Raw genomic sequence first — 17,769 nt, 5'->3', positions numbered from 1 at the left:
GCCTTGGCGCGCCAAGAAACGCGCCCATCACTTTCGCCGTCCTGATTTTTCCGCAGTTTCCAATGATGGCGTTTTCCTCGATCATCGAGCCGCTGCGCGCCGCCAACGCATTGGCGAAGAAAGAGTGTTACCGCTGGCTCATCGTCGGGCCGGATGGCGGCCCGGTCGCAGCCTCCAACGGCGTCGTCATCCAGCCGGGCTTCGCCGCCGCCGCCAATCCGAACGCCGACCGCATCGTCGTGTGTTCTGGCGGTAATGCCGACCACCTGGTCGCCGACGATGCCGTCGCCTGGATCCGCAAGAGCTTGCGCGGTGGCACGCATCTCGGCGCGGTGGCTGACGCTGCTTTCTTCCTGGCCCGCGCAGGCCTGCTCGACGGGTACGCCTGCACCCTGCACTGGACCAGCCAGGCCGCCTTCACCGAAGCGTTTCCGGAGATTGAGCTGCGGCGCGACCTCTATGTTATCGACCGGCGACGCTTCACCTCCGCCGGCGGCGTCGGCGGGCTCGACATGATGCTGGAGATCATCACGGAGGACTACGGTTCGGAACTGGCGGCCGGCGTGGCGGAATGGTTCGTGCACAGCCCACTGCGCTCCAGCGTCGACCGCAAGCTGATGCCGCTCCGGCTACGCACAGGCGTGCAGAACGAGCTGGTGCTGTCGGCCATCGCCATCATGGAGGATGCAGTGGAGGAACGGCTCGCCATGTCCGATCTGGCGGCGCGCCTCGGCGTCTCACCGGATCGACTGGAGCGCAGCTTTCGTGCTGAACTTTCCATTCCACCCAACAGCTACTATCGCCGGCTGCGCCTGAAGCGTGCCGCCGATCTGCTGGCGCATTCGACACTTGCCGTGCGCGACGTTTCGTTGGCTTGCGGCTTCGCTTCCATGTCGAGCTTCGCGCGGGCATTTCGTGAACAATATGGCCGTACGCCGAAGGCGGCACGACGAAGTTAGTGTGGCGGATTGTTGAGCGATCCCTGCGGTATTCTGCACAATTGAAACGGACGGTTTGCCCCATTGTCCAAAGCCTCAGGAGGCGGACATGAGCATTGTGGTTTTTAACCCCGACAGCACCGAAGACGTCGATTTCAGGGATCGTATGCGCCACCCGGCGACAGCAGATCCTGCCGGCGGCATGTGGCTTTCCGACACTGAGCCTTCCTTCATTGACGCAGTTGCGCTGAGAAAAGAACGGCTTGAGCGGCTGCGCAGTTGGATGCGCGAGACAGGCTATGGCGCCGTAGTTTTGTTCGATCCCTACAACCAGCGCTACGCCACCGGCTCACGCAACATGTTCGGCTATTTCCTGCGCAATTCGACACGCTACTTCTTCATCCCCACCGAAGGGCCGATCGTGCTGTTCGAGTATCCACAGAGCTACCATGTCTCCATGGTGCTCGACACAGTCGACGAGGCCAGGCCTTCGAAACTGGTGTGGTCTTCGGTCTCCGGCCGAGACGACGAGACGGCCGGGCCTTTCGCCGACGAAATCGCTGATCTCTTGAAGACCCATGGCGGCGGCTCGATGAAGCTTGGGCTGGACCGCTGCAGCCACCTGCAAGCGCTGGCGCTGCAAAAACGCGGCTGCGACGTGAAGGATTGCCAGGGCGAGATACTGGCCGTGCGCGCGATAAAGACGCCGCAGGAAGTGAAATGTCTCGTCGCTTCGATGGCTGGCGCAGAGTCCGCGGTGGCGGCGGTGCGAGAAGCAATCAAGCCAGGCGTCGCCGAGAACGAACTCTTCGCCATCATGTATCACGAGGTGATCCGGCAAGGCGGCGAGTTCATCGAGACGCGGCTTTTGACTTCTGGCCAGCGCACCAATCCATGGTTCAACGAAGCGAGCGGTCGCAAGGTGCGGCCTGGCGAACTGGTGGCGCTCGATACCGATACGATCGGCTGTTATGGCTATTATTCGGATTTCTCCCGCACCTTCCGCTGCGGTCCAGGCAAGCCGAGCGACTATCAGAAGATGCTTTACGGCATGGCCTACGACCAGGTGCAGCACAACATTTCGATTGTGAAGCCAGGCATGGCGTTCCGTGAGATCGCGGAAAAGGCATGGAAAATTCCCGACCGTTTTGTCGACCAACGCTACACTTCCGTCATGCACGGGGTGGGCATGCACGGCGAAACGCCTTTCATTGCCCATTCCATGGACTACGAAACCTATGGTCGCGACGGCATCATGCAGCCTGGCATGGTGGTTTCCGTGGAAAGCTATATCGGCGAGAAGGGCGGGCGCGAGGGCGTTAAGCTGGAGGACGAGGTTTTGATCACCGAAACGGGGACGGAATTGCTTTCGCGCTTTCCCTATGAGGATGAATTCCTAGAAGGGCATGCATGATGAAGGCGCCTGTTTCTATCCCCCGTGGTGCGGCGGCCGCCATTTTCATCGACCTGCAGGAAGAACACCGCAAGGACAGCCGCTATCTGGTCGAGGGGTTTTCCGACTTGCTCGCCAATGTGCAGCGGCTGCAGGCGGCGGCACGGGCGAACGGCGTGCCGCTCTTTCATTGGGCCTATGTCGTTGATCTCGATACGCAGGAGCGCCCATTCCATCCGCTCGATGGCAACGGCAAATCGGCATTTTCCAGCAAGGACGATCCGCTGACGGCGATCTGCGCCGAAGTGGCACCAATCGAAGGCGAAACATTGCTGGTCAAGGCGCACGCCAGCGCTTTCCGCGCACCGGAGGCTGTCGAACTTCTCAGGGCGCGCGGCATCGAGTGGCTGATCGTTGCCGGGGTCTGGACCGAGGCCTGCGTCGACGCCACGGTGCGCGACGCGGTGACCGCCGGTTTTCGCGTACTTCTCGTCAAGGATGCCTGCGGCAGCGGAAGCGCTGCCATGCACCAAACAGCGATCCTGAATCTTGCCAACCGCCTTTATGGCGGCGCGGTGACCGATACCGGTACTGCCTGCCGGCTGATGGCTGGCGAAGTGGTGGCCACATGGCAGATCGAGGGTTCGGTGCCGATGCGCTTTACCTACGAAAATGCTGCGGAACTCTACCAATCGCTTTGAAATGCCGACGGGAGCGGAACCGCCGGAAATTCCGACTGGATCTCGAGGGACGATGGATCGCGGGAAATACGCGCAGCTGCTCGATCCGGAGTACTGGGCCTACATCGACGCGGTGAATGCACGGCATTTCTCCGCGAACGCTGGCATGCCCGTGGAACAGGAACGTGCCCTCTATGACGAAATGGCGGCCGCCTTTCATACCGGCCGCCCTGCCGGCGTCGAGACCGAGGACGGTGCGATCACGTTGGCGGATCGCGCAATCCCGTTTCGCCGTTATCGGCTGGATGGCCGCTCGCCGCGGGCGGCCATCCTCTATTTTCATGGCGGTGGTTTTGTGTTTGGCGGACTGGATAGTCATGATGACATCTGCGCCGACCTCTGTGGCGAGACCGGCTTTGCGGTGATCTCCATAGATTATCGCCTGGCACCGGAATATTTGCATCCCGCAGCTTTCGAAGATGCTGTGGCTGCTTTCGACTGGCTTGTGGCGGAGACCGAACTTCCGATCGTGCTGTGCGGCGAGAGCGCGGGCGGCAATCTGGCCGCCGCGGTGGCACACGCCACACGCGGCAGAGCGAGACCGGCCGTTGGCCAGGTCTTGATCTATCCGAGCCTTGGCGGCGACCCTTCGGCTGGGTCCTATATCGAACATGCCGAGGCGCCGTTGTTGTCGACCGCCGACCTCGCCTTTTACAAGCAGGTGCGCACAGCGCATACGCCACGAGGGGATGACGCGACACTGGAACCGCTGTGGGACAGTGACTTCACAGGATTGCCGACAACAGTGATCGTTGCCGCCGAATGCGATCCGCTGTCGTTGGATGGCGAAATTTATCGGAACCGCATTCTTGCCGCTGGCGGCACAGCGGCCTGGCTCAACGAAAGGCGCCTCACGCACAGCTTCTTGCGCGCTCGCAAAAGCACTTTGCGCGCAGGCGAGGCGATGGCTGATATCGTTGCGGCTCTTGTGGCACTGGGGGAGGGCCGCTGGCCGTACTGATCTCCTCGCGGTTGCGCGTGGCTGAGAGTGCGATCTGATGAACTACGGAACAGCGCACAAGATTTACGGAAATCGGAACATTCCCGATCGGGCTCCGGACTTATGCTTCGCTCCTACCAAGAACGCCCGGCAGCCACCAAAGCCATCAACAAGCCGGGGTCAGGCAGGGGAAAGCCATGATCAAGCTAATGTTGACCGAAAGGCCGCTGCACCCACTCGCAAAACCGACAGCGCGTGACTTCAAGACAGGCCTGATGAATCGGCGCGAATATCTCGCCACTATGGCTGCACTTGGCGTGAGTGCGGCCGGCGCCTTTGCAATAGGCGGTATCGCACCGACACCTGCCCGCGCCGAAGAACCAAAAAAGGGCGGCGTGCTCAGAGTTGCCATGAACGTCAAGGGGTTCAAGGACCCGCGTACCTTCGACGGTGTCGAAATGTCGAACGTTGCGCGCCATTGTAACGAATATCTCGTACGCTGGAACCGCGACTTCAGCTTCGAGCCCTGGCTATTGGAAGCCTGGGAGATGAGCAACGATGCCAAGACGCTGACGCTGAAGGTGCGCAAGGGCATCTCATGGTCGAACGGCGATGCTTTCAATGCTGACGACGTCATTCACAATCTGAACCGCTGGTGCGAGGCCGATGTCGCCGGCAATTCGCTAGCCACGCGCATGGGCGCGCTGGTTGATGCCAATTCCAAGAAAGCGGTTGCTGGCGGAATAGAGCGGGTGGACGACCACACCATTCGCCTCAACTTGCCGAAACCGGACATTTCGCTGATCGCCAGCATGGCCGATTATCCGGCGTTGATCATGCATCGCTCCTATCAGGGGGATGGTGATCCGAAAAAGGCGTTGGCCATCACAACGGGTCCGTTCGAACTGATGAACTGGGACGCTGAAACCGGCGCCGAGGTCAAGCGCAAGGATAAATGGTGGAAGGGCGAGGTCTATCTCGACGGCATCAAATGGGTGGACTACGGCTCGGACCCGAACGCGATGCTGTCGGCCTTCGAATCCGGCGAGATTGACACCAACCACGAGACCTCTGCTGACATTCTCTCTCAGACCGAGGCGATCAGGCTCGGCCAGTCGGAAATCGCCACCGGCTCGACCATCGTGGCGCGTTTCAACGTCAACAACGCACCCTATGACGACGTCAAGGTAAGGCGCGCGGCGCAGCTTGCCGTCGACAATGGCGCTGTTCTGAAGATCGCGCTCGACGACCGCGGCAAACCGGGCGAGAACCACCATGTCGCGCCGATCCATCCTGAGTATGCCGATGTCGGTCCGGCCGAGCGCAAGGTGGCCGAATCCCAGACGCTGCTCAAGGAGGCCAGCAAGACCGACCATGAGTTCGACCTGATCTCGGTCGATGTCGAGTGGCAGAAATCGACCGGCGACGCGATTGCAGCCCAGATGCGCGAGGCGGGGTTGAAGGTGAAACGCACTGTACTGCCGGCCGCCACCTTCTGGAACGACTGGAGCAAATATCCGTTCTCCTGCACGGAATGGCTCGGACGGCCGCTTGGCGTTCAGGTGCTGGCGCTCGCTTACAAGACCGGGGCCGCCTGGAACGAAAGCGCCTATTCAAACAAGGCGTTCGACGAACTGCTCGACAAGGCACTGGCCATGCCGGACGCCAAGGAGCGGCAGGGGATCATGGGCAAGATCGAACAAAACTTGCGCGATGCCGGCATCATCATCCAGCCCTACTGGCGCTCTGTCTATCGCAGCTTCCGCAACGGCGTGCACAATTGCGAGCAGCACCAGGCGTTGGAACAACACTTCGAGAAGGTATGGGTGGAGGGGTGAGGGCTTGGCGGGGGCGAAGTGCGAACCCAACAGGGCCTAATGCGTTTCAAATCTCGGAACGCGCACAATGCACTGGCAGTGTTGCGTTCTCATTTCGGTCATTTGTACGGTCCAAATTGTTTCCCAAAACCGGACATCTCCGGTGTGAATAGTCGCACTATTCGAATCTCTCGTGGTGCGCCATTTCACTGTAGAAGTATAAACGCCGAAAACCGCCGATTGTACGCTAGAAGCGGCAACAAGAGTTCGCAGCAGTTCCGACTTCGATCCCATGATACGCACCTCGTCGTCGGCAACTTCGGCACGCTGAGCCAGTGCGTGTAGGTGATCGCGGCGGTAGCCGCCGTTTTCCAACCGCATACGGCTGGCGCGCCGCACGGGCGAAGGTTTCGACCATATCGAGGCTGACAGCCTGATTACCGATACTATCAAGCGCGGCCTGGGCGCGCTCGGCGTCGGCCTTCGCCTGATCGCGAATTGCCTTGAGGGCCGCTATGCGCTCTTTCAGGGCCTCGTTGTTCAGATCGTCCACGCCGGATTCAATGGCGTCAAGCATTTCCAGATTTCGTCAGTTCATATTTCAATTCAGCCTCATCTTGGGATTCAGACGTATAGGTAGAGGCCACTTTGGGGAGGTTAAACCACGAGAGCCACTCGCTAACCATTGCAAGTCGTTCCCTATTAACAGAATACACTCGCGTTCTGCCGCTGCGGTTATGCTGAATCAGGCCAGCGTCCTCTAGCACGCGAAGGTGTCTTGTAGTGGTGGGCCAGGTGTGTGCGAAGCGGCCGGCAATCTCGCCAGCCGTTGCTTGATCGCGAAAATGTATGGTCATCAGAATTTGCCGACGTGCAGGATGCGCAAGTGCCGTGACCACGACATCGAGAGCCGCTAGCCTTGCCGCTGCATCAAATGTCAAAGCAGCTCAACCTCACAAATCGTCATATCCTCTAGAACTGGCCCCATCGGTTCCCACACAGACATAACTTCCGGGGTTTGATGAGCGACATCGCTAGCACCGCCGTTAATCCAGACGAAATACTCGATGTACTGCTCTCGCTCCTTGCGTATGTCATACGCCTTCCACACCTTGAATGGTTCCGAAGTAACTAAGCCCGACTTACGGAGAGCGCTTTCATGTCGCTTCACCAACTCCAGAAGCTCAGCTTCTTTGCCTTTGCGCGGAACGTAAGTGACTATGTTGATTACAGGCGCATCGGGATTTTCCCGCAGCCTAGCGCGATGCTCATGCTCGGTCATACCACAGCCTCCTTCAAAAATGGACATCAACAATTAGCACCTAGGCTAATAGAATGTCCAGATGTTAGTTTGCTGGCACGCTAGATACCACGTGGTGGGGTCGCCGTCCGCAGCCAGAGTTTGATGCGTACAACGAGATCTCCGGCTACACGCAACGCGTCCAGGAAGAGATTCTCAAGCGCTGCGATGGAGATCTTGAGCGTCTCGACGAGCTGGTCGAGGAGGCCCAGGAAGGGGTCTTCGACATCCGTCAGCGTGGGGCAGCCTCCCGGTGTCAATTGGTCAATGACATCGTTCAGGGGCGATTTTTGGAGTCCGAGTTCCCCGACCTTGTTAAGTCCGCCGCGCGCATCACTGGCAGCCCGGCGTCGAGATCGTCCATATTGCGCAACGCCGCGACGTCCTTTTGGCGTGCGCTGGCACATATTGACGAGTGAAGGGGCTATGCTGGCGCCAAATTCAGTTCCTGGTCGCTCATCAAACTGGATTTTATGCGACGAGCCGATCGTGCAAAATTCAATCAGCACCCCTGGCTGCTGGGAGCGCTTCGTGGAGCGGAAGATGCCACGTTTGTAGAGGATTCGCCCGTGAACCGTTTTGGGGAATCGGGCACAATGGTAGTGGCTTAATCAAGCGGGCGAGGTGCTCATGGAACTTCGCGCTGAGATTTGATGACGGCGCGAGCCAATATTTTGGATTTCTATCCCGTGACGTGCTTCCTTAAAATTGTAGCCTCATGGTTTGAGGCGTAGTCAATTCGGGCGTTCGTGGGAATTTCTCGCGCCAGATGAACGAAGCAAAATCGGCCTCTTGGCAAACCGAGTTGGTGACCGAGCAGAGCTCGGCGCTATTTCGTGGCGTAATTCCGGGTGTCTGCGCCGCGGGATTGGCGGCGTTAGCCGCGGCAGCCTTGGTCCTGAAAGCACAAAAATGACGGATGAGGCTGTTACCGCCGGCCAAAGAGGGGAATAGACGTTACAGTAGGCTAATGCCGCCGCCAAACGTTCAAGGCCTTTGCACGTGCCTGGCAACGCTCGCGGCGTTGGCTCCGTGCCACGACGTGCGCCAACCATAAAATCTAGCCGACTAATGGACCCAATTGAGAATGAAGAGGATCGTTCAAACTTCGTGAGGCAGACGAAGGGGCTCAGTTTATCAGCCCGGCGATGTCCACGGAGGTTGTTGGTACACCTCCGCGTCGGCTGATCGACAGCCAAGTGTTCGGGTCCTGCTGCGACTGGCGTTTCAGAAAATAGTAACCGGTCGCGTTCCAGGGCCTGATCGCATTGACCAGATTGTCGAGGATGAGGTCGCCCTTGTCGGTCTTGACCGTCAGGATCGTGTGGCCCTCGTTGTTCAGGTCGCGCACGATCGTCATCAGCAGCGCCTGCCGGGGGAAACCTGCTTCCATGAGAAGCTTGCGCTTGTAGAGCGCATAGATCTTGCAGTCGCCCTTGCCGTCCACCGGATAATCCCAATGGTCCATCATCGTGCCCCAATGCTCGAAATTGCTGATGGGCACGATGTAGTTGTTGGCCTTGCGGTTTATCCGCTCAAGGGTGCGCAGGTTCTGCGCGGTCAGCTTGAGGGCCACGGCCGGCAGGGCTGGCACCTTGCATTCTTCCGGCCGGCGGCCGCAGAAATCGACCCAGCCATAGGGAATGCTGGTAGCCCCTCCGACAGGGGCAAAGCTGGCGTCAACGACTGGTCTGTTCGTTGGCGCCATCCTCAGGAGGGTCGCCGATGGCCTGAGCGAGGGGTACCGCGCCTCGGTGGCTGCCGTTCGTTCGAGAGAACCGGCATATGTCAGCGATACAAAGCCGACGAGAAACGAGGCGGCCAGAATAGCAAGCGAGCGCAACATCACCGGTACCGCCACATCAAGAGTTAATGCGAGCGATGCTGCCCAGCGTCACTTTGTTGCCGCGCCTTCACCGCACGGAGGACTGTGCCAGAAGCGCGTTTATTTGAGGGAAAATGGCCAAGTATTATCTTAGTAAAATTCGTGGTCAATAAGCATAAAATTTGAAATATCAAATTGTAAATCTAATTACCTGTCCGCTCTGTTCGAATAATCAGGCGGCGCTCTCAAGACGCATGGCACGTGCGGCGACATCGTGATCGGCGTGGTCTCTTCGGTCATTGCCGAGAAGCCGTGCCAGAGGCGTGACGCCCCCTTCTTGTACCTCGCTACGATAGGACGGGGCGGTCCGCTTGGTCTCGGATCTCGTGTGTTGCGGCCATCCGCGCCAGTGGCCCTTCTGATGGCGGAGGCGTTTGAGCGATTGGCTTGTTGCGTCGCTTCGAAGCGGGTTCGATAAATGGCCTTTTCGGGTATCTCGAATGTCATCAGGTCCCGGTTGTCAGATCGTGCCTGGAAATCATAGAGCGCGCCGATCGACTGGATCGTGCGCCGAAAGGCGGGGTGCACGCTGACGTCGCCGGCCGGTTGGCCGTTGATGTAGACCTGCCTGCCGTCTCTCAGCATCTCGATATGCTGTGCCCCGGTCTTGATCATCTTACCCTCCGCGATAGGTGGTGCTCAATAATCAGTAGTGAATGTCCAGTGGCCAAAGCGGCGCCGTGAACTCGGTTGGCTGCAGCGATGCGTAGCGCCCCTTGCTGAAAACCAACGGCTGCCGGTCGGCGAAGCGACGGAAATGCGTCACCCTGGCAATGAACAGGACATGGTCGCCAGCGGCGTGCCTGGCCCATGGCTCGCAGTCAAACAATGCCGCCGCGCCGGGCAGCACCGGGGCGCCCGAGCGGCCGTGCTCGAACCGCACGCCCTCCCATTTGTTGGAAAGCGGTCGCGCGAAACGGTTGGAGATGTCCTTCTGGTTTTCGGCAATAACATTGATCGCGTAGCTGGCCGCTATCTCCCATAGCGATAGGCTTGCCGAACGGCGATCGATGCTGAACAGGACGAGGGGCGGATCCAGAGACAGCGAGTTGAACGAACTCATCGTCATGCCGAGTTGCTCGCCGTCTGCCAGACAGGTGACGACGCAGACGCCGGTCGGAAACTGCCCCAGTGCCTGCCTGAAGGCACGCCCGTCGAAAGCCGCTTCCTGTTCGATGATCATGTCCGGCACCTTCCGCACCGATCTGTTAAGTCACCGAATCAACTCACCAAAGTCCGTTCCACGCCGCGCACTTGCCGCCTCGTTTCTATGGCCTGTGGCCGCGGGCCTGCGTACGGCTGTCGAACGCGGCGCCCCAGCCCACCGCCATCGGCAGCCGCAAGGCGACGAGGGTCTGCGCCAGATGTTCGGCAACGGCGGCGGCGGCTTGTTCGGGCTGCCCGCTGCGTATGCCCTCGACGATCGCGGCATGCTCGGCGAGCACGCTTTCGGCGCGTCCGCCAGACATCGAGATGGCATGCACGCCCATTCGCAACTGTCGGTCCCGCAAGCTCTCGTAGAAGTTGGCAAGTACCGGATTGCCTGCCGCGCGCACGATGGTGCGATGAAAATCTCGATCGCATCCGAAAAAGGCAACCGGGTCATGCTGCACTTCGAGTTGCTGGGCGATCAGCCTGTCGAGCTCTCCGGCCAGCAGCTCGCCAAAGCCTGCCGCCTGCCGCGCGCACCACTCTTCCACCAGGCCGCGAGCCTGCATGACCGCTTCAATCTCGGCCTCAGCAATCGGCGGCACGTAGGCGCCCTTCTTTGGCACGATCTGCACGAGGCCGTCGGCCTCAAGCCGCAAGAGTGCTTCGCGCACCGGGGTCCGCGACGTTCCCGTTTCGCGGCAGACCTCCGCCTCGGTAAGGAACGTGCCCTCGCGGCTGGGCAAGGTGAGCACATGCTGCTTTAGCCAACGGTAGACCACGTCCTGCGCAGCATCACCGCGTTGCCCGGCGGAAGAGCGTTCTGATTGACGCCGATCACTCATAGGCAAGATGTATACATGTTGTTGATCAGCGTTTCAAGTTGCAAGTTGGATGCTTCGACTGCGGACCAGGCTGAGAGCATTGCGTCGCGCCGCATGTGACCGTGTTCAACAAGTCGACCCCGGAAGGTTCCTCGCTTGCCACGCGAGGTGTTACGCGACATCGCTAAATCCAACAAAGAGCGACCGTCTCAGTGGTAGCGCAAGAAAGTAGAACCGCTGTTTGCGCACCTCAAGCTGGATCTGTTCCGACGACGAGGCCCCAACAGCCGCGCGACGAGTTCCACCTCGCTGCCACCGCCGTTCGGCCCAACGAGGACTTCATCAACTGCACGAGGTGGAGCTTGGACACTAATGGCAGCGACGGGATCAACTGGATTCTGCGACAGGGAACGCCTCGATGAGGCTTGCCGTTGAGGACGTTAGGATCACGCGTCTCAGCTTGAACCCCGCCGCGGTAAGCAGGCTGGCATATTCCTCTTCGGACCGCTCGCGTCCCCCGTTGGTCAGCACGAGTTGCTGCACGTCCAGCATCTTGCCCCACGACGGCGCATTTCCCGGGGCAAGAATATGCTCGATGATCAGAAGCCGGCCATTTTGCCCGATGGCTTTCCTGCAGTTTCGCAGGATGGCGATTGCGTCTTGATCGCCCCAGCCGTGCATGACGCGCCGCATTAGGTAAAGATCGCCCCGCGCAGGCACGCTCCGGAAGAAGTCGCCGCCGACAACAGAACACCTCGTCGCTAGGCCGGCGCGCTCGATCATCGTCTTCGCGCTTTCGGCGACGTGAGGCGTCTCGAAGAGCACGCCACGGGCATTCGGGGCGTGAGCCAGGATCGCGGTGAGCAGCGAACCCTGCCCGCCGCCGACATCGACGATCGTGTCCGGCCACCAATCGTAGGCATCGACGACTACCTTGTTCTCCTGCCGGGCACGATCGGTGATTGCGGCATCGAAGATCGCGGCGGCTTCAGGGTGCGTGCTTAAGTAGTCGTAGAGTCCTGCGCCAAAAACATAAGGGAAGGCCGCTTCACCGGTTTGCACCGCGTGGAGAAGCTCTCCCCATGGGCGCCAGAGCATCTCGTCGCCGAGCATGACCGCGAAGGCGCGCAGGGAGACGGGTGCCGTTGAGCGCAATCCATCGGCGAGCGGCGTGAGGCCGAAACGGCCCTCTGTATCCTCCGCGAAGACGCCCAGGCCTGCCAGCATCCGCAACAGCCTATGAAGAGCCTCGGGATGGGCCCCCGTGACCGTCGCGATCTCGGATGGGGTTTTCGGCCCGCCTTCCAGGACGTCCGCAATACCAAGCTTGGCCGCGACATGCACCGCTTGGCCGATCCAACCTCCGGCCGCCATATAAAGCAGCGTCATGGTCGCGGAGGTATTGCCGTCTTGTCGTGGTACCTTTCCACGCGACATGTCTTCCTCCGCTTGCGGTGCGAGGCTTTCGGGCGAGAATAGCCAGCGGCGACCACGATTAACAGTCCGCAGAGGGGACGAGCGCTGCCGTGCTCGGGCCAGACCTGGCGAATATGTCAGCGGGCAGCCGGCAAGCCAGTCCGCTTCCAGGCTCTTTGCCGCCGTTCCGCTTCTGGCTCCAGAACAGCGAGCAGTCCTGCGTCGGATGTCCGCCAGCGAGGCCTCTGCCGGACGGAACCTTCCCGGTAAGGAGCTAGAGGCAGCGTCAGACGACGACATTCGAAGTCAGAGTGCCGAAGGGAGCTTCCGCTGGCGGCATCGCTTTGATTTCACCTATCCACATCGTTCCGGCCACCCTAAGAGAATGGACTTGGTGAATCGCATCGGAGTGACCGGAGATGGGTGATAGCGTCCAGAAAACCATAACCACCTGGTACGTTGACCCCGACGCGGAAAACCGCATGTCGGACGGCCATGCGCCGATCTGGCGCCATCTCATCGACGTGATGGTCGAACGCGATCTGTCAGAAAAGAGCGTCCTCGATTTCGGCTGCAATCAGGGCGGTCTGCTGCGCCATCTCCATGCCATCAGGCCGTTCCGCAAGGCGCTTGGTGTCGACATCGCGGAACAGTCGATAGCCAGGGCCGAGGCCCTCAAAGGGAATCTTCCTATCCAGTACGCCGTCGGGGGAACGGTCGAGGGCTGGGTCGAGGAATTCGATCTCGCGATAAGCCACGAGGTTATCTACCTCGTCGAGGATATCGACACCCATGCCGCGGATATCTTCAAAGCCCTGAAGCCCGGCGGCGTCTACTACGCTGTCACCGGCTGCCACACCGACAATCCGCTCTGGCCGAAATGGCGCGAACTGGTGGCAAAGCGGACGAATACCGTCGTGCAGGATCGGTCGATTTCCGACTACGGCCGAACGTTCGCCAAGGCGGGTTTCGAGGTTTCCGGCCGGAAGCTGGAATATGATGGGTTCATCCCCTTCGTCGAGGATGGCTGGACGCCGGATTTCGCCGACGCCCTCGACTACTACACCCAGACAAAGATTATCTTTCGTCTCGTCAAACGCCTGGGCTGAGCGCTCGGGCAAGTTCGACGTCGAAATGCGGCGGCTTGTCGGGGCCGACCTCGACGAACTGCCCTTTCACCCTGAATGTCTTTTCGATCAGGCCGCTCTCGGCCAGCGCCCTTGGCTTGCCGTCGAAGCGTAGTTCTCCTTTCTCGAGCAGGGAGATGCGGTCGCTGACGGCAATCGCCTGGTTGATGTCGTGGATCGCCATGACGACCGTCACACCCTTCTCCCGGCTGAGGCGGTGAACAAGATCCAGGACCTCCACCTGATATCCGATATCCAGGAACGACGTCGGTTCGTCGAGCAGCAGAATGCCTGCCTCCTGCGCGAGGGCTGCGGATATCCAGGCGCGCTGCCTTTCGCCGCCGGAGAGCTCCTGGAGCGTTCGGTCCGCCAGACTGGTCAGGCCGGTGCTTTCCAGAGCCCATTCGATGGCCTCCTCATCACGACGCACGTAGGACCGGAAGAGCCCAACATGGGAAAAGCGGCCCTGCCGCACGAGTTGCGCGATCGTCATCTCGCCGGGAGCGGAAGGTTGCTGCGGCAAGAAGGCGAGCTTCCTGGCTATGGCACGACGCGACATCGACGCCACCGGCATACCCTTGATCGCCGCGTGTCCGTCGGCAGGCGTTATGAGGCCGGCAAGCGCTTGCAGGGCCGTGCTTTTGCCTGAACCGTTCGGGCCGATCAGCGCCCGGATTTCGCCTTTCTGCAAGGACAGCTCGAAACTGCTCAGCGCCTGGCGCTGGCCATACCGAACCGACAATTGCGAGCAGGTCAAAGGCATGCGCTTTTCTCACGGAGCTTTGCGGAGCAGGGCGAGCAGCACCGGCACGCCGACCAGTGCCGTGACGACGCCGATCGGCACTTCCTCGGCACCACCAAGCAGGCGGCCGACGAGGTCGCCCAGCGTGACGACAACGGCGCCAAGAGCGACCGTCATGGGAAGAACCAGCGGGAAATGCCGTCCGGCCAGGAACCGCGCCAGATGCGGCACGACCAGCCCCACGAAGACGATGGGCCCGACGACGCCGACGGCGCTTGCCGCAAGCGCGCATGACACTAGGAGCAGAACGGAAAACTGCCGGCGATATGCAAGGCCGAACGAGCGGGCGACAGGAGCATCGAATTGCAGCAGCACCAGCGGGCGATAGATCAAGGGCAGGACAGCCAGGCCTGCGACTGTGAAAGGCAGCAGGAAAAGCGCATGATCCCACGTGCGTGCATAGAGGCTGCCCGAGATCCATTCGAGGATGATCTCGATGCGCGCCGATCCCCAACCTGCTATCAATCCGATGGCGATGGCGTGAAGCACCGCGCCGATGGCGATGCCGCACAGCGTGATCCGTAGTGGGCTGAGTTCGAGCCGGAAGGCAAGCAGGTAGATGATGCCTCCGGCCACCATGCCGCCCACCATTCCGGCCAGCGGCAGCCAAGCTACGGGTAGTTCGGCCACAGTGTTCGAGCCCGGACTGAAGATATAGACGGTGAAAAGCAGGAACAGGGTCACCGTCAGCGTTGCACCCTGCGAAACCCCGATCAGCGAAGGGTCCGCGAGCGGGTTGCGCGTGATCGTCTGCAGGATCAGGCCGGCAACCGCCAGCTGGATTCCGGCAAGCATGCCCGTGAAGATGCGCGGCAGCCTGATTTCAAAGATGATGGAATGTGCCTCCGACGAACCGCTGCCCGTCAGCACCGAGATGACGTCCGCGGCGGGAATGTCTACTACGCCGAGCAACACCGCGGCCACCAGCGACAACAGAACCGATGCGACGGCGGCCGGTAGCAGCCAGAGATTTGATCTGGTCGGCAGCCTGGAGACGCCCGTCATGGGTGCTGCGCCTTGAAGTCGAGCCGGCCGCGCTGGATGAGGTAGATGAAGATCGGTCCGCCCAGCAGTGCCGTTATGATGCCGACGGGCAGTTCCTTTGGAATGACGACGGTGCGGCCGACCAGGTCGGCGCAGGTGACGACCAGCGCTCCGATGGCTGCCGCGAGCGCGATTTCCCAAGCCGTTCCTTTTGGGGCGAGCAGCCGGGTCATGTGCGGGGCCGCAAGGCCGACAAAGGCAACAGGACCTGCGATCGGGGCAACGCCGGCCACAGGCAGGATCGCGAGGATGAGCAGCACGGGTTTCCAAATGTTGAGCTGGAGCCCCATGCCCGCGGCGGCATGGTCGCTCAGCGCAAACATGGCGATCACCCTGTGCAGCGACAGAGCGCCTGCCACGCCAAGCGTCACCCATGGCACCATATGGAGGAGATGTGCCCAGGTCCGCCCTTGAAAGCCGCCCGACAACCAGAACAGAAGGGCTGTGGATTGCGGCCCAGCCAGCAGCAGGACGTAGATCGTGATGGCACCGAGGAACAGCGAAACGCTGATGCCGCCGAGTGCAAGATGCAGCGGGCGTCCGTTGCCGCCGCGCGCCACCCAGAAGGTTACCGCCGCGGCGGTAAGGCCGCCAACCAGGCCAACGAAGGGGTACCAGGCGGACGAAAACCAGGGCAGGAAAACAAAGCACGCCACGATCGGGGCGATGGCTCCCGCGGTTACGCCCGTGATTCCAGGATCGGCGAGCGGATTGCGGGTCAGCGCCTGTAGGAGATAGCCCGAGACGGCCAGACCCGCACCTGCAACCGCGGCGGCGAGGCTTCGGGGCAGCCTCAAGGTCCAAACGAGGATGGATTCGATCTTGCCATCGGGTGCCCAGAGTACGCGCACGACATCGTCGAACGACAACATCCTAGCGCCAGGCATCAGGCCGAGAAGGATGATCGACAGGGTCACGACGACGATGAAGCCGATGGCTATGGAGGATTTCCGTGCGTCCATCGTCGTTGGGTTCGGCGCGTTACTTCTGAGCCTCGGCCGGGATGATCCTGGCGGCTTCCGCCTTCACGTCGACCGCCGGGAACACATCTGGATAGAGATAGTGGGCAGCTTCGCGCAGCACGATCTCACGAGCGATCGGACCGTTCGTCTCCACCCATTGATCGCCGACGTAGAAGACCCGCTTGTTCTTGACCGCGGAGAGCTCCTGCCAGATCGGATTGTTCTCGTGTGGCCGGTCGGGACCGGAATCGTAGATGAAGAGGACTTGCGGGTCCTTTTCGAGCATGGTCTCGAGGCTCAGATCGATGCCGAACTCGCGGCCGGGCGTCATCTTCCCGGCAATGTTGTCGCCGCCGATCGCTGCGACGATGGATGCAGCGGTATTTTCGGTGTGGAAGGCGAAGGGTGTCTGGCCGCCCCACATGATCGCGAAGCGCGGATGCGTGTCCTTCGGCGCTTTGGCGGTGAAGTCCGCCAGGTGAGCGCGAAATTCCTTGTTCAACTGAATGCCGCGCTCAGGATTGCCGAGGATTTTCGACAGTTCGGCGATCTCGCGGTCGCTGCCGTCCAAGAGCTCCATATTATAGGCAACGTACGGCGCGATCTTTCCGAGTTGGGGTGCATTGCCGACGGTGTAGCGGCGGATGGCAACGATCAGATCGGGCTTTGCCTCCGAGAGGAGTTCGAGGTTCGGTTTGGCGCGTTGGCCGATCTGCTTCATGTCCTTGGTCAGGCCGAGCAGGAAATCGGGCTCACGTCCGGCCGTCATATAGGTGCTCGCCACAGGCTTGATGCCGAGAGCGAGCGCTACGTCATCCGCGAAATAGGAAATGGAGGCGATGCGCTTCGGCTGAGCCGGAACCTGCACAGTGACTCCGCGATCGTCGGTTACGGTCAGGGTCTTGGCGTCCTGCGCACCGGCGGGGCCAGCCAGTACCACGGCCAGCAGGCCGAAAAGAGGTGCCATCCTTGGTGCGTTCGCCATCGCAATGCCCTCCGCATGAATACTGGCATCGCTTTAGTCATTAAAGAGGAGTATCGCAATCCACTTTTGGTGTCTTCGTCGTTAAATCGAGGACGCGCGTCCGCTGGGGCGCGCTGCAAACTCACTTTCCACCGAACTGGCATCCTCCATCTCCAATCTGGCGAGTCTGATTTGCGATCACGTTCGGTGAAGTAAAGGCGTCTCAAGGGAAAGGGGGCTATAGCGTAGAGCAGCGTACACAAAGGCGCGTCTGCTTTGCGCCCTCATTCCAGCCATTCGGAGCAGCTTGGCAAATTCCCAAAAGCGGCCATGGCCTTAACGCCACGCGTAAAGAACCGCGAGCGCTCCGAAAACGACCGGAAGATTTACCTCTTAGTATCGTGGGGTGCCAGTGGCGGCAGGTTGGGCTGTTAAACCGCCCGCAGAGCGCCTTCTGCGCTCCAAGAT

19 protein-coding genes are annotated in these 17,769 nt (G+C 60.6%); 6 read left to right on the top strand and 13 right to left on the bottom strand.

The genetic code is table 11. The features are described from left to right. The first annotated feature begins 62 nt into the window (after window positions 1-62). The 5 genes from FZF13_RS04710 to FZF13_RS04690 all read left to right on the top strand — a co-directional run bounded on the left by FZF13_RS04710 (window position 63) and on the right by FZF13_RS04690 (window position 5,849). Window positions 63-959: a GlxA family transcriptional regulator gene (locus tag FZF13_RS04710; RefSeq protein WP_245317492.1), complete on the top strand. Its 897-nt coding sequence runs from the start codon at window positions 63-65 to the stop codon at window positions 957-959. Between the two features lie 88 nt (window positions 960-1,047). Next, a complete protein-coding gene (locus FZF13_RS04705) occupies window positions 1,048-2,352 on the top strand; it encodes a M24 family metallopeptidase (RefSeq protein ID WP_065997578.1) in 1,305 nt (434 codons plus the stop codon). Further along, complete coding sequence (locus FZF13_RS04700) at window positions 2,352-3,032, top strand: isochorismatase family protein (RefSeq protein WP_065997760.1); 681 nt, start codon at window positions 2,352-2,354, stop codon at window positions 3,030-3,032. The genes FZF13_RS04705 and FZF13_RS04700 overlap by 1 nt, the downstream gene beginning before the upstream one ends. A gap of 52 nt (window positions 3,033-3,084) precedes the next feature. Beyond that, complete coding sequence (locus FZF13_RS04695; protein ID WP_065997577.1) at window positions 3,085-4,032, top strand: alpha/beta hydrolase; 948 nt, start codon at window positions 3,085-3,087, stop codon at window positions 4,030-4,032. 179 nt (window positions 4,033-4,211) lie between these two features. Next, complete coding sequence (locus FZF13_RS04690; RefSeq protein WP_065997755.1) at window positions 4,212-5,849, top strand: ABC transporter substrate-binding protein; 1,638 nt, start codon at window positions 4,212-4,214, stop codon at window positions 5,847-5,849. Window positions 5,850-6,075: 226 nt separating this feature from the next. Here FZF13_RS04690 and FZF13_RS04685 read toward each other — a convergent pair whose 3' ends face one another. From FZF13_RS04685 to FZF13_RS04645, 9 genes are all read right to left on the bottom strand, one after another. After that, the gene (locus tag FZF13_RS04685; protein ID WP_137901761.1) at window positions 6,076-6,405 is read right to left on the bottom strand and encodes a hypothetical protein; all 330 of its coding nucleotides are present in this window, start codon (window positions 6,403-6,405) and stop codon (window positions 6,076-6,078) included. Further along, on the bottom strand, window positions 6,398-6,685 hold the full coding sequence (locus tag FZF13_RS29555; RefSeq protein ID WP_083237694.1) for a helix-turn-helix domain-containing protein: 288 nt from the start codon (window positions 6,683-6,685) through the stop codon (window positions 6,398-6,400). The genes FZF13_RS04685 and FZF13_RS29555 overlap by 8 nt, the downstream gene beginning before the upstream one ends. 80 nt (window positions 6,686-6,765) lie before the next feature. Beyond that, entirely contained in the window at window positions 6,766-7,110 is a 345-nt protein-coding gene (locus tag FZF13_RS04675; RefSeq protein ID WP_083237693.1) for a hypothetical protein, read from the bottom strand. A gap of 80 nt (window positions 7,111-7,190) precedes the next feature. Then, the gene (locus tag FZF13_RS04670; protein ID WP_137901762.1) at window positions 7,191-7,637 is read right to left on the bottom strand and encodes a hypothetical protein; all 447 of its coding nucleotides are present in this window, start codon (window positions 7,635-7,637) and stop codon (window positions 7,191-7,193) included. A 620-nt stretch (window positions 7,638-8,257) separates the two neighbouring features. After that, a complete protein-coding gene (locus FZF13_RS04665) occupies window positions 8,258-8,836 on the bottom strand; it encodes a transglutaminase-like cysteine peptidase (protein WP_137901763.1) in 579 nt (192 codons plus the stop codon). 324 nt (window positions 8,837-9,160) lie between these two features. Beyond that, on the bottom strand, window positions 9,161-9,628 hold the full coding sequence (locus FZF13_RS04660) for a 4-hydroxyphenylacetate 3-hydroxylase N-terminal domain-containing protein (RefSeq protein WP_065997572.1): 468 nt from the start codon (window positions 9,626-9,628) through the stop codon (window positions 9,161-9,163). Between the two features lie 31 nt (window positions 9,629-9,659). Further along, window positions 9,660-10,196: a flavin reductase family protein gene (locus FZF13_RS04655; RefSeq protein WP_065997570.1), complete on the bottom strand. Its 537-nt coding sequence runs from the start codon at window positions 10,194-10,196 to the stop codon at window positions 9,660-9,662. Window positions 10,197-10,281: 85 nt separating this feature from the next. After that, complete coding sequence (locus tag FZF13_RS04650) at window positions 10,282-11,007, bottom strand: GntR family transcriptional regulator (protein WP_083237692.1); 726 nt, start codon at window positions 11,005-11,007, stop codon at window positions 10,282-10,284. Window positions 11,008-11,373: 366 nt separating this feature from the next. Then, on the bottom strand, window positions 11,374-12,423 hold the full coding sequence (locus FZF13_RS04645; protein WP_167523844.1) for a methyltransferase: 1,050 nt from the start codon (window positions 12,421-12,423) through the stop codon (window positions 11,374-11,376). Between the two features lie 398 nt (window positions 12,424-12,821). Here FZF13_RS04645 and FZF13_RS04640 point away from each other — a divergent pair, with 398 nt between their 5' ends. Further along, complete coding sequence (locus tag FZF13_RS04640; protein WP_065997565.1) at window positions 12,822-13,511, top strand: class I SAM-dependent methyltransferase; 690 nt, start codon at window positions 12,822-12,824, stop codon at window positions 13,509-13,511. On the opposite strand, the gene FZF13_RS04635 is transcribed toward FZF13_RS04640, so the two are convergent. Genes FZF13_RS04635 through FZF13_RS04620 form a run of 4 tightly spaced genes read right to left on the bottom strand, consistent with a single transcriptional unit; the run spans window position 13,495 to window position 17,322 of the window. Then, window positions 13,495-14,292, bottom strand: coding sequence for an ABC transporter ATP-binding protein (locus tag FZF13_RS04635; RefSeq protein WP_065997563.1), 798 nt, complete (start codon window positions 14,290-14,292; stop codon window positions 13,495-13,497). The two genes, FZF13_RS04640 and FZF13_RS04635, sit on opposite strands and share 17 nt — an antisense overlap. Before the next feature lie 9 nt (window positions 14,293-14,301). Then, window positions 14,302-15,336 (bottom strand): FecCD family ABC transporter permease, encoded by a 1,035-nt coding sequence (locus FZF13_RS04630; RefSeq protein WP_065997561.1) that lies wholly within the window; start codon window positions 15,334-15,336, stop codon window positions 14,302-14,304. Beyond that, window positions 15,333-16,337, bottom strand: coding sequence for a FecCD family ABC transporter permease (locus FZF13_RS04625; protein ID WP_065997559.1), 1,005 nt, complete (start codon window positions 16,335-16,337; stop codon window positions 15,333-15,335). The genes FZF13_RS04630 and FZF13_RS04625 overlap by 4 nt, the downstream gene beginning before the upstream one ends. A gap of 19 nt (window positions 16,338-16,356) precedes the next feature. After that, window positions 16,357-17,322 (bottom strand): ABC transporter substrate-binding protein, encoded by a 966-nt coding sequence (locus FZF13_RS04620; RefSeq protein ID WP_065997556.1) that lies wholly within the window; start codon window positions 17,320-17,322, stop codon window positions 16,357-16,359. Window positions 17,323-17,769 lie beyond the last annotated feature (447 nt).

Source organism: Mesorhizobium terrae, assembly GCF_008727715.1.
Lineage (GTDB): Bacteria > Pseudomonadota > Alphaproteobacteria > Rhizobiales > Rhizobiaceae > Mesorhizobium > Mesorhizobium terrae.
This window is presented reverse-complemented; position numbering and strand designations above follow the sequence as displayed.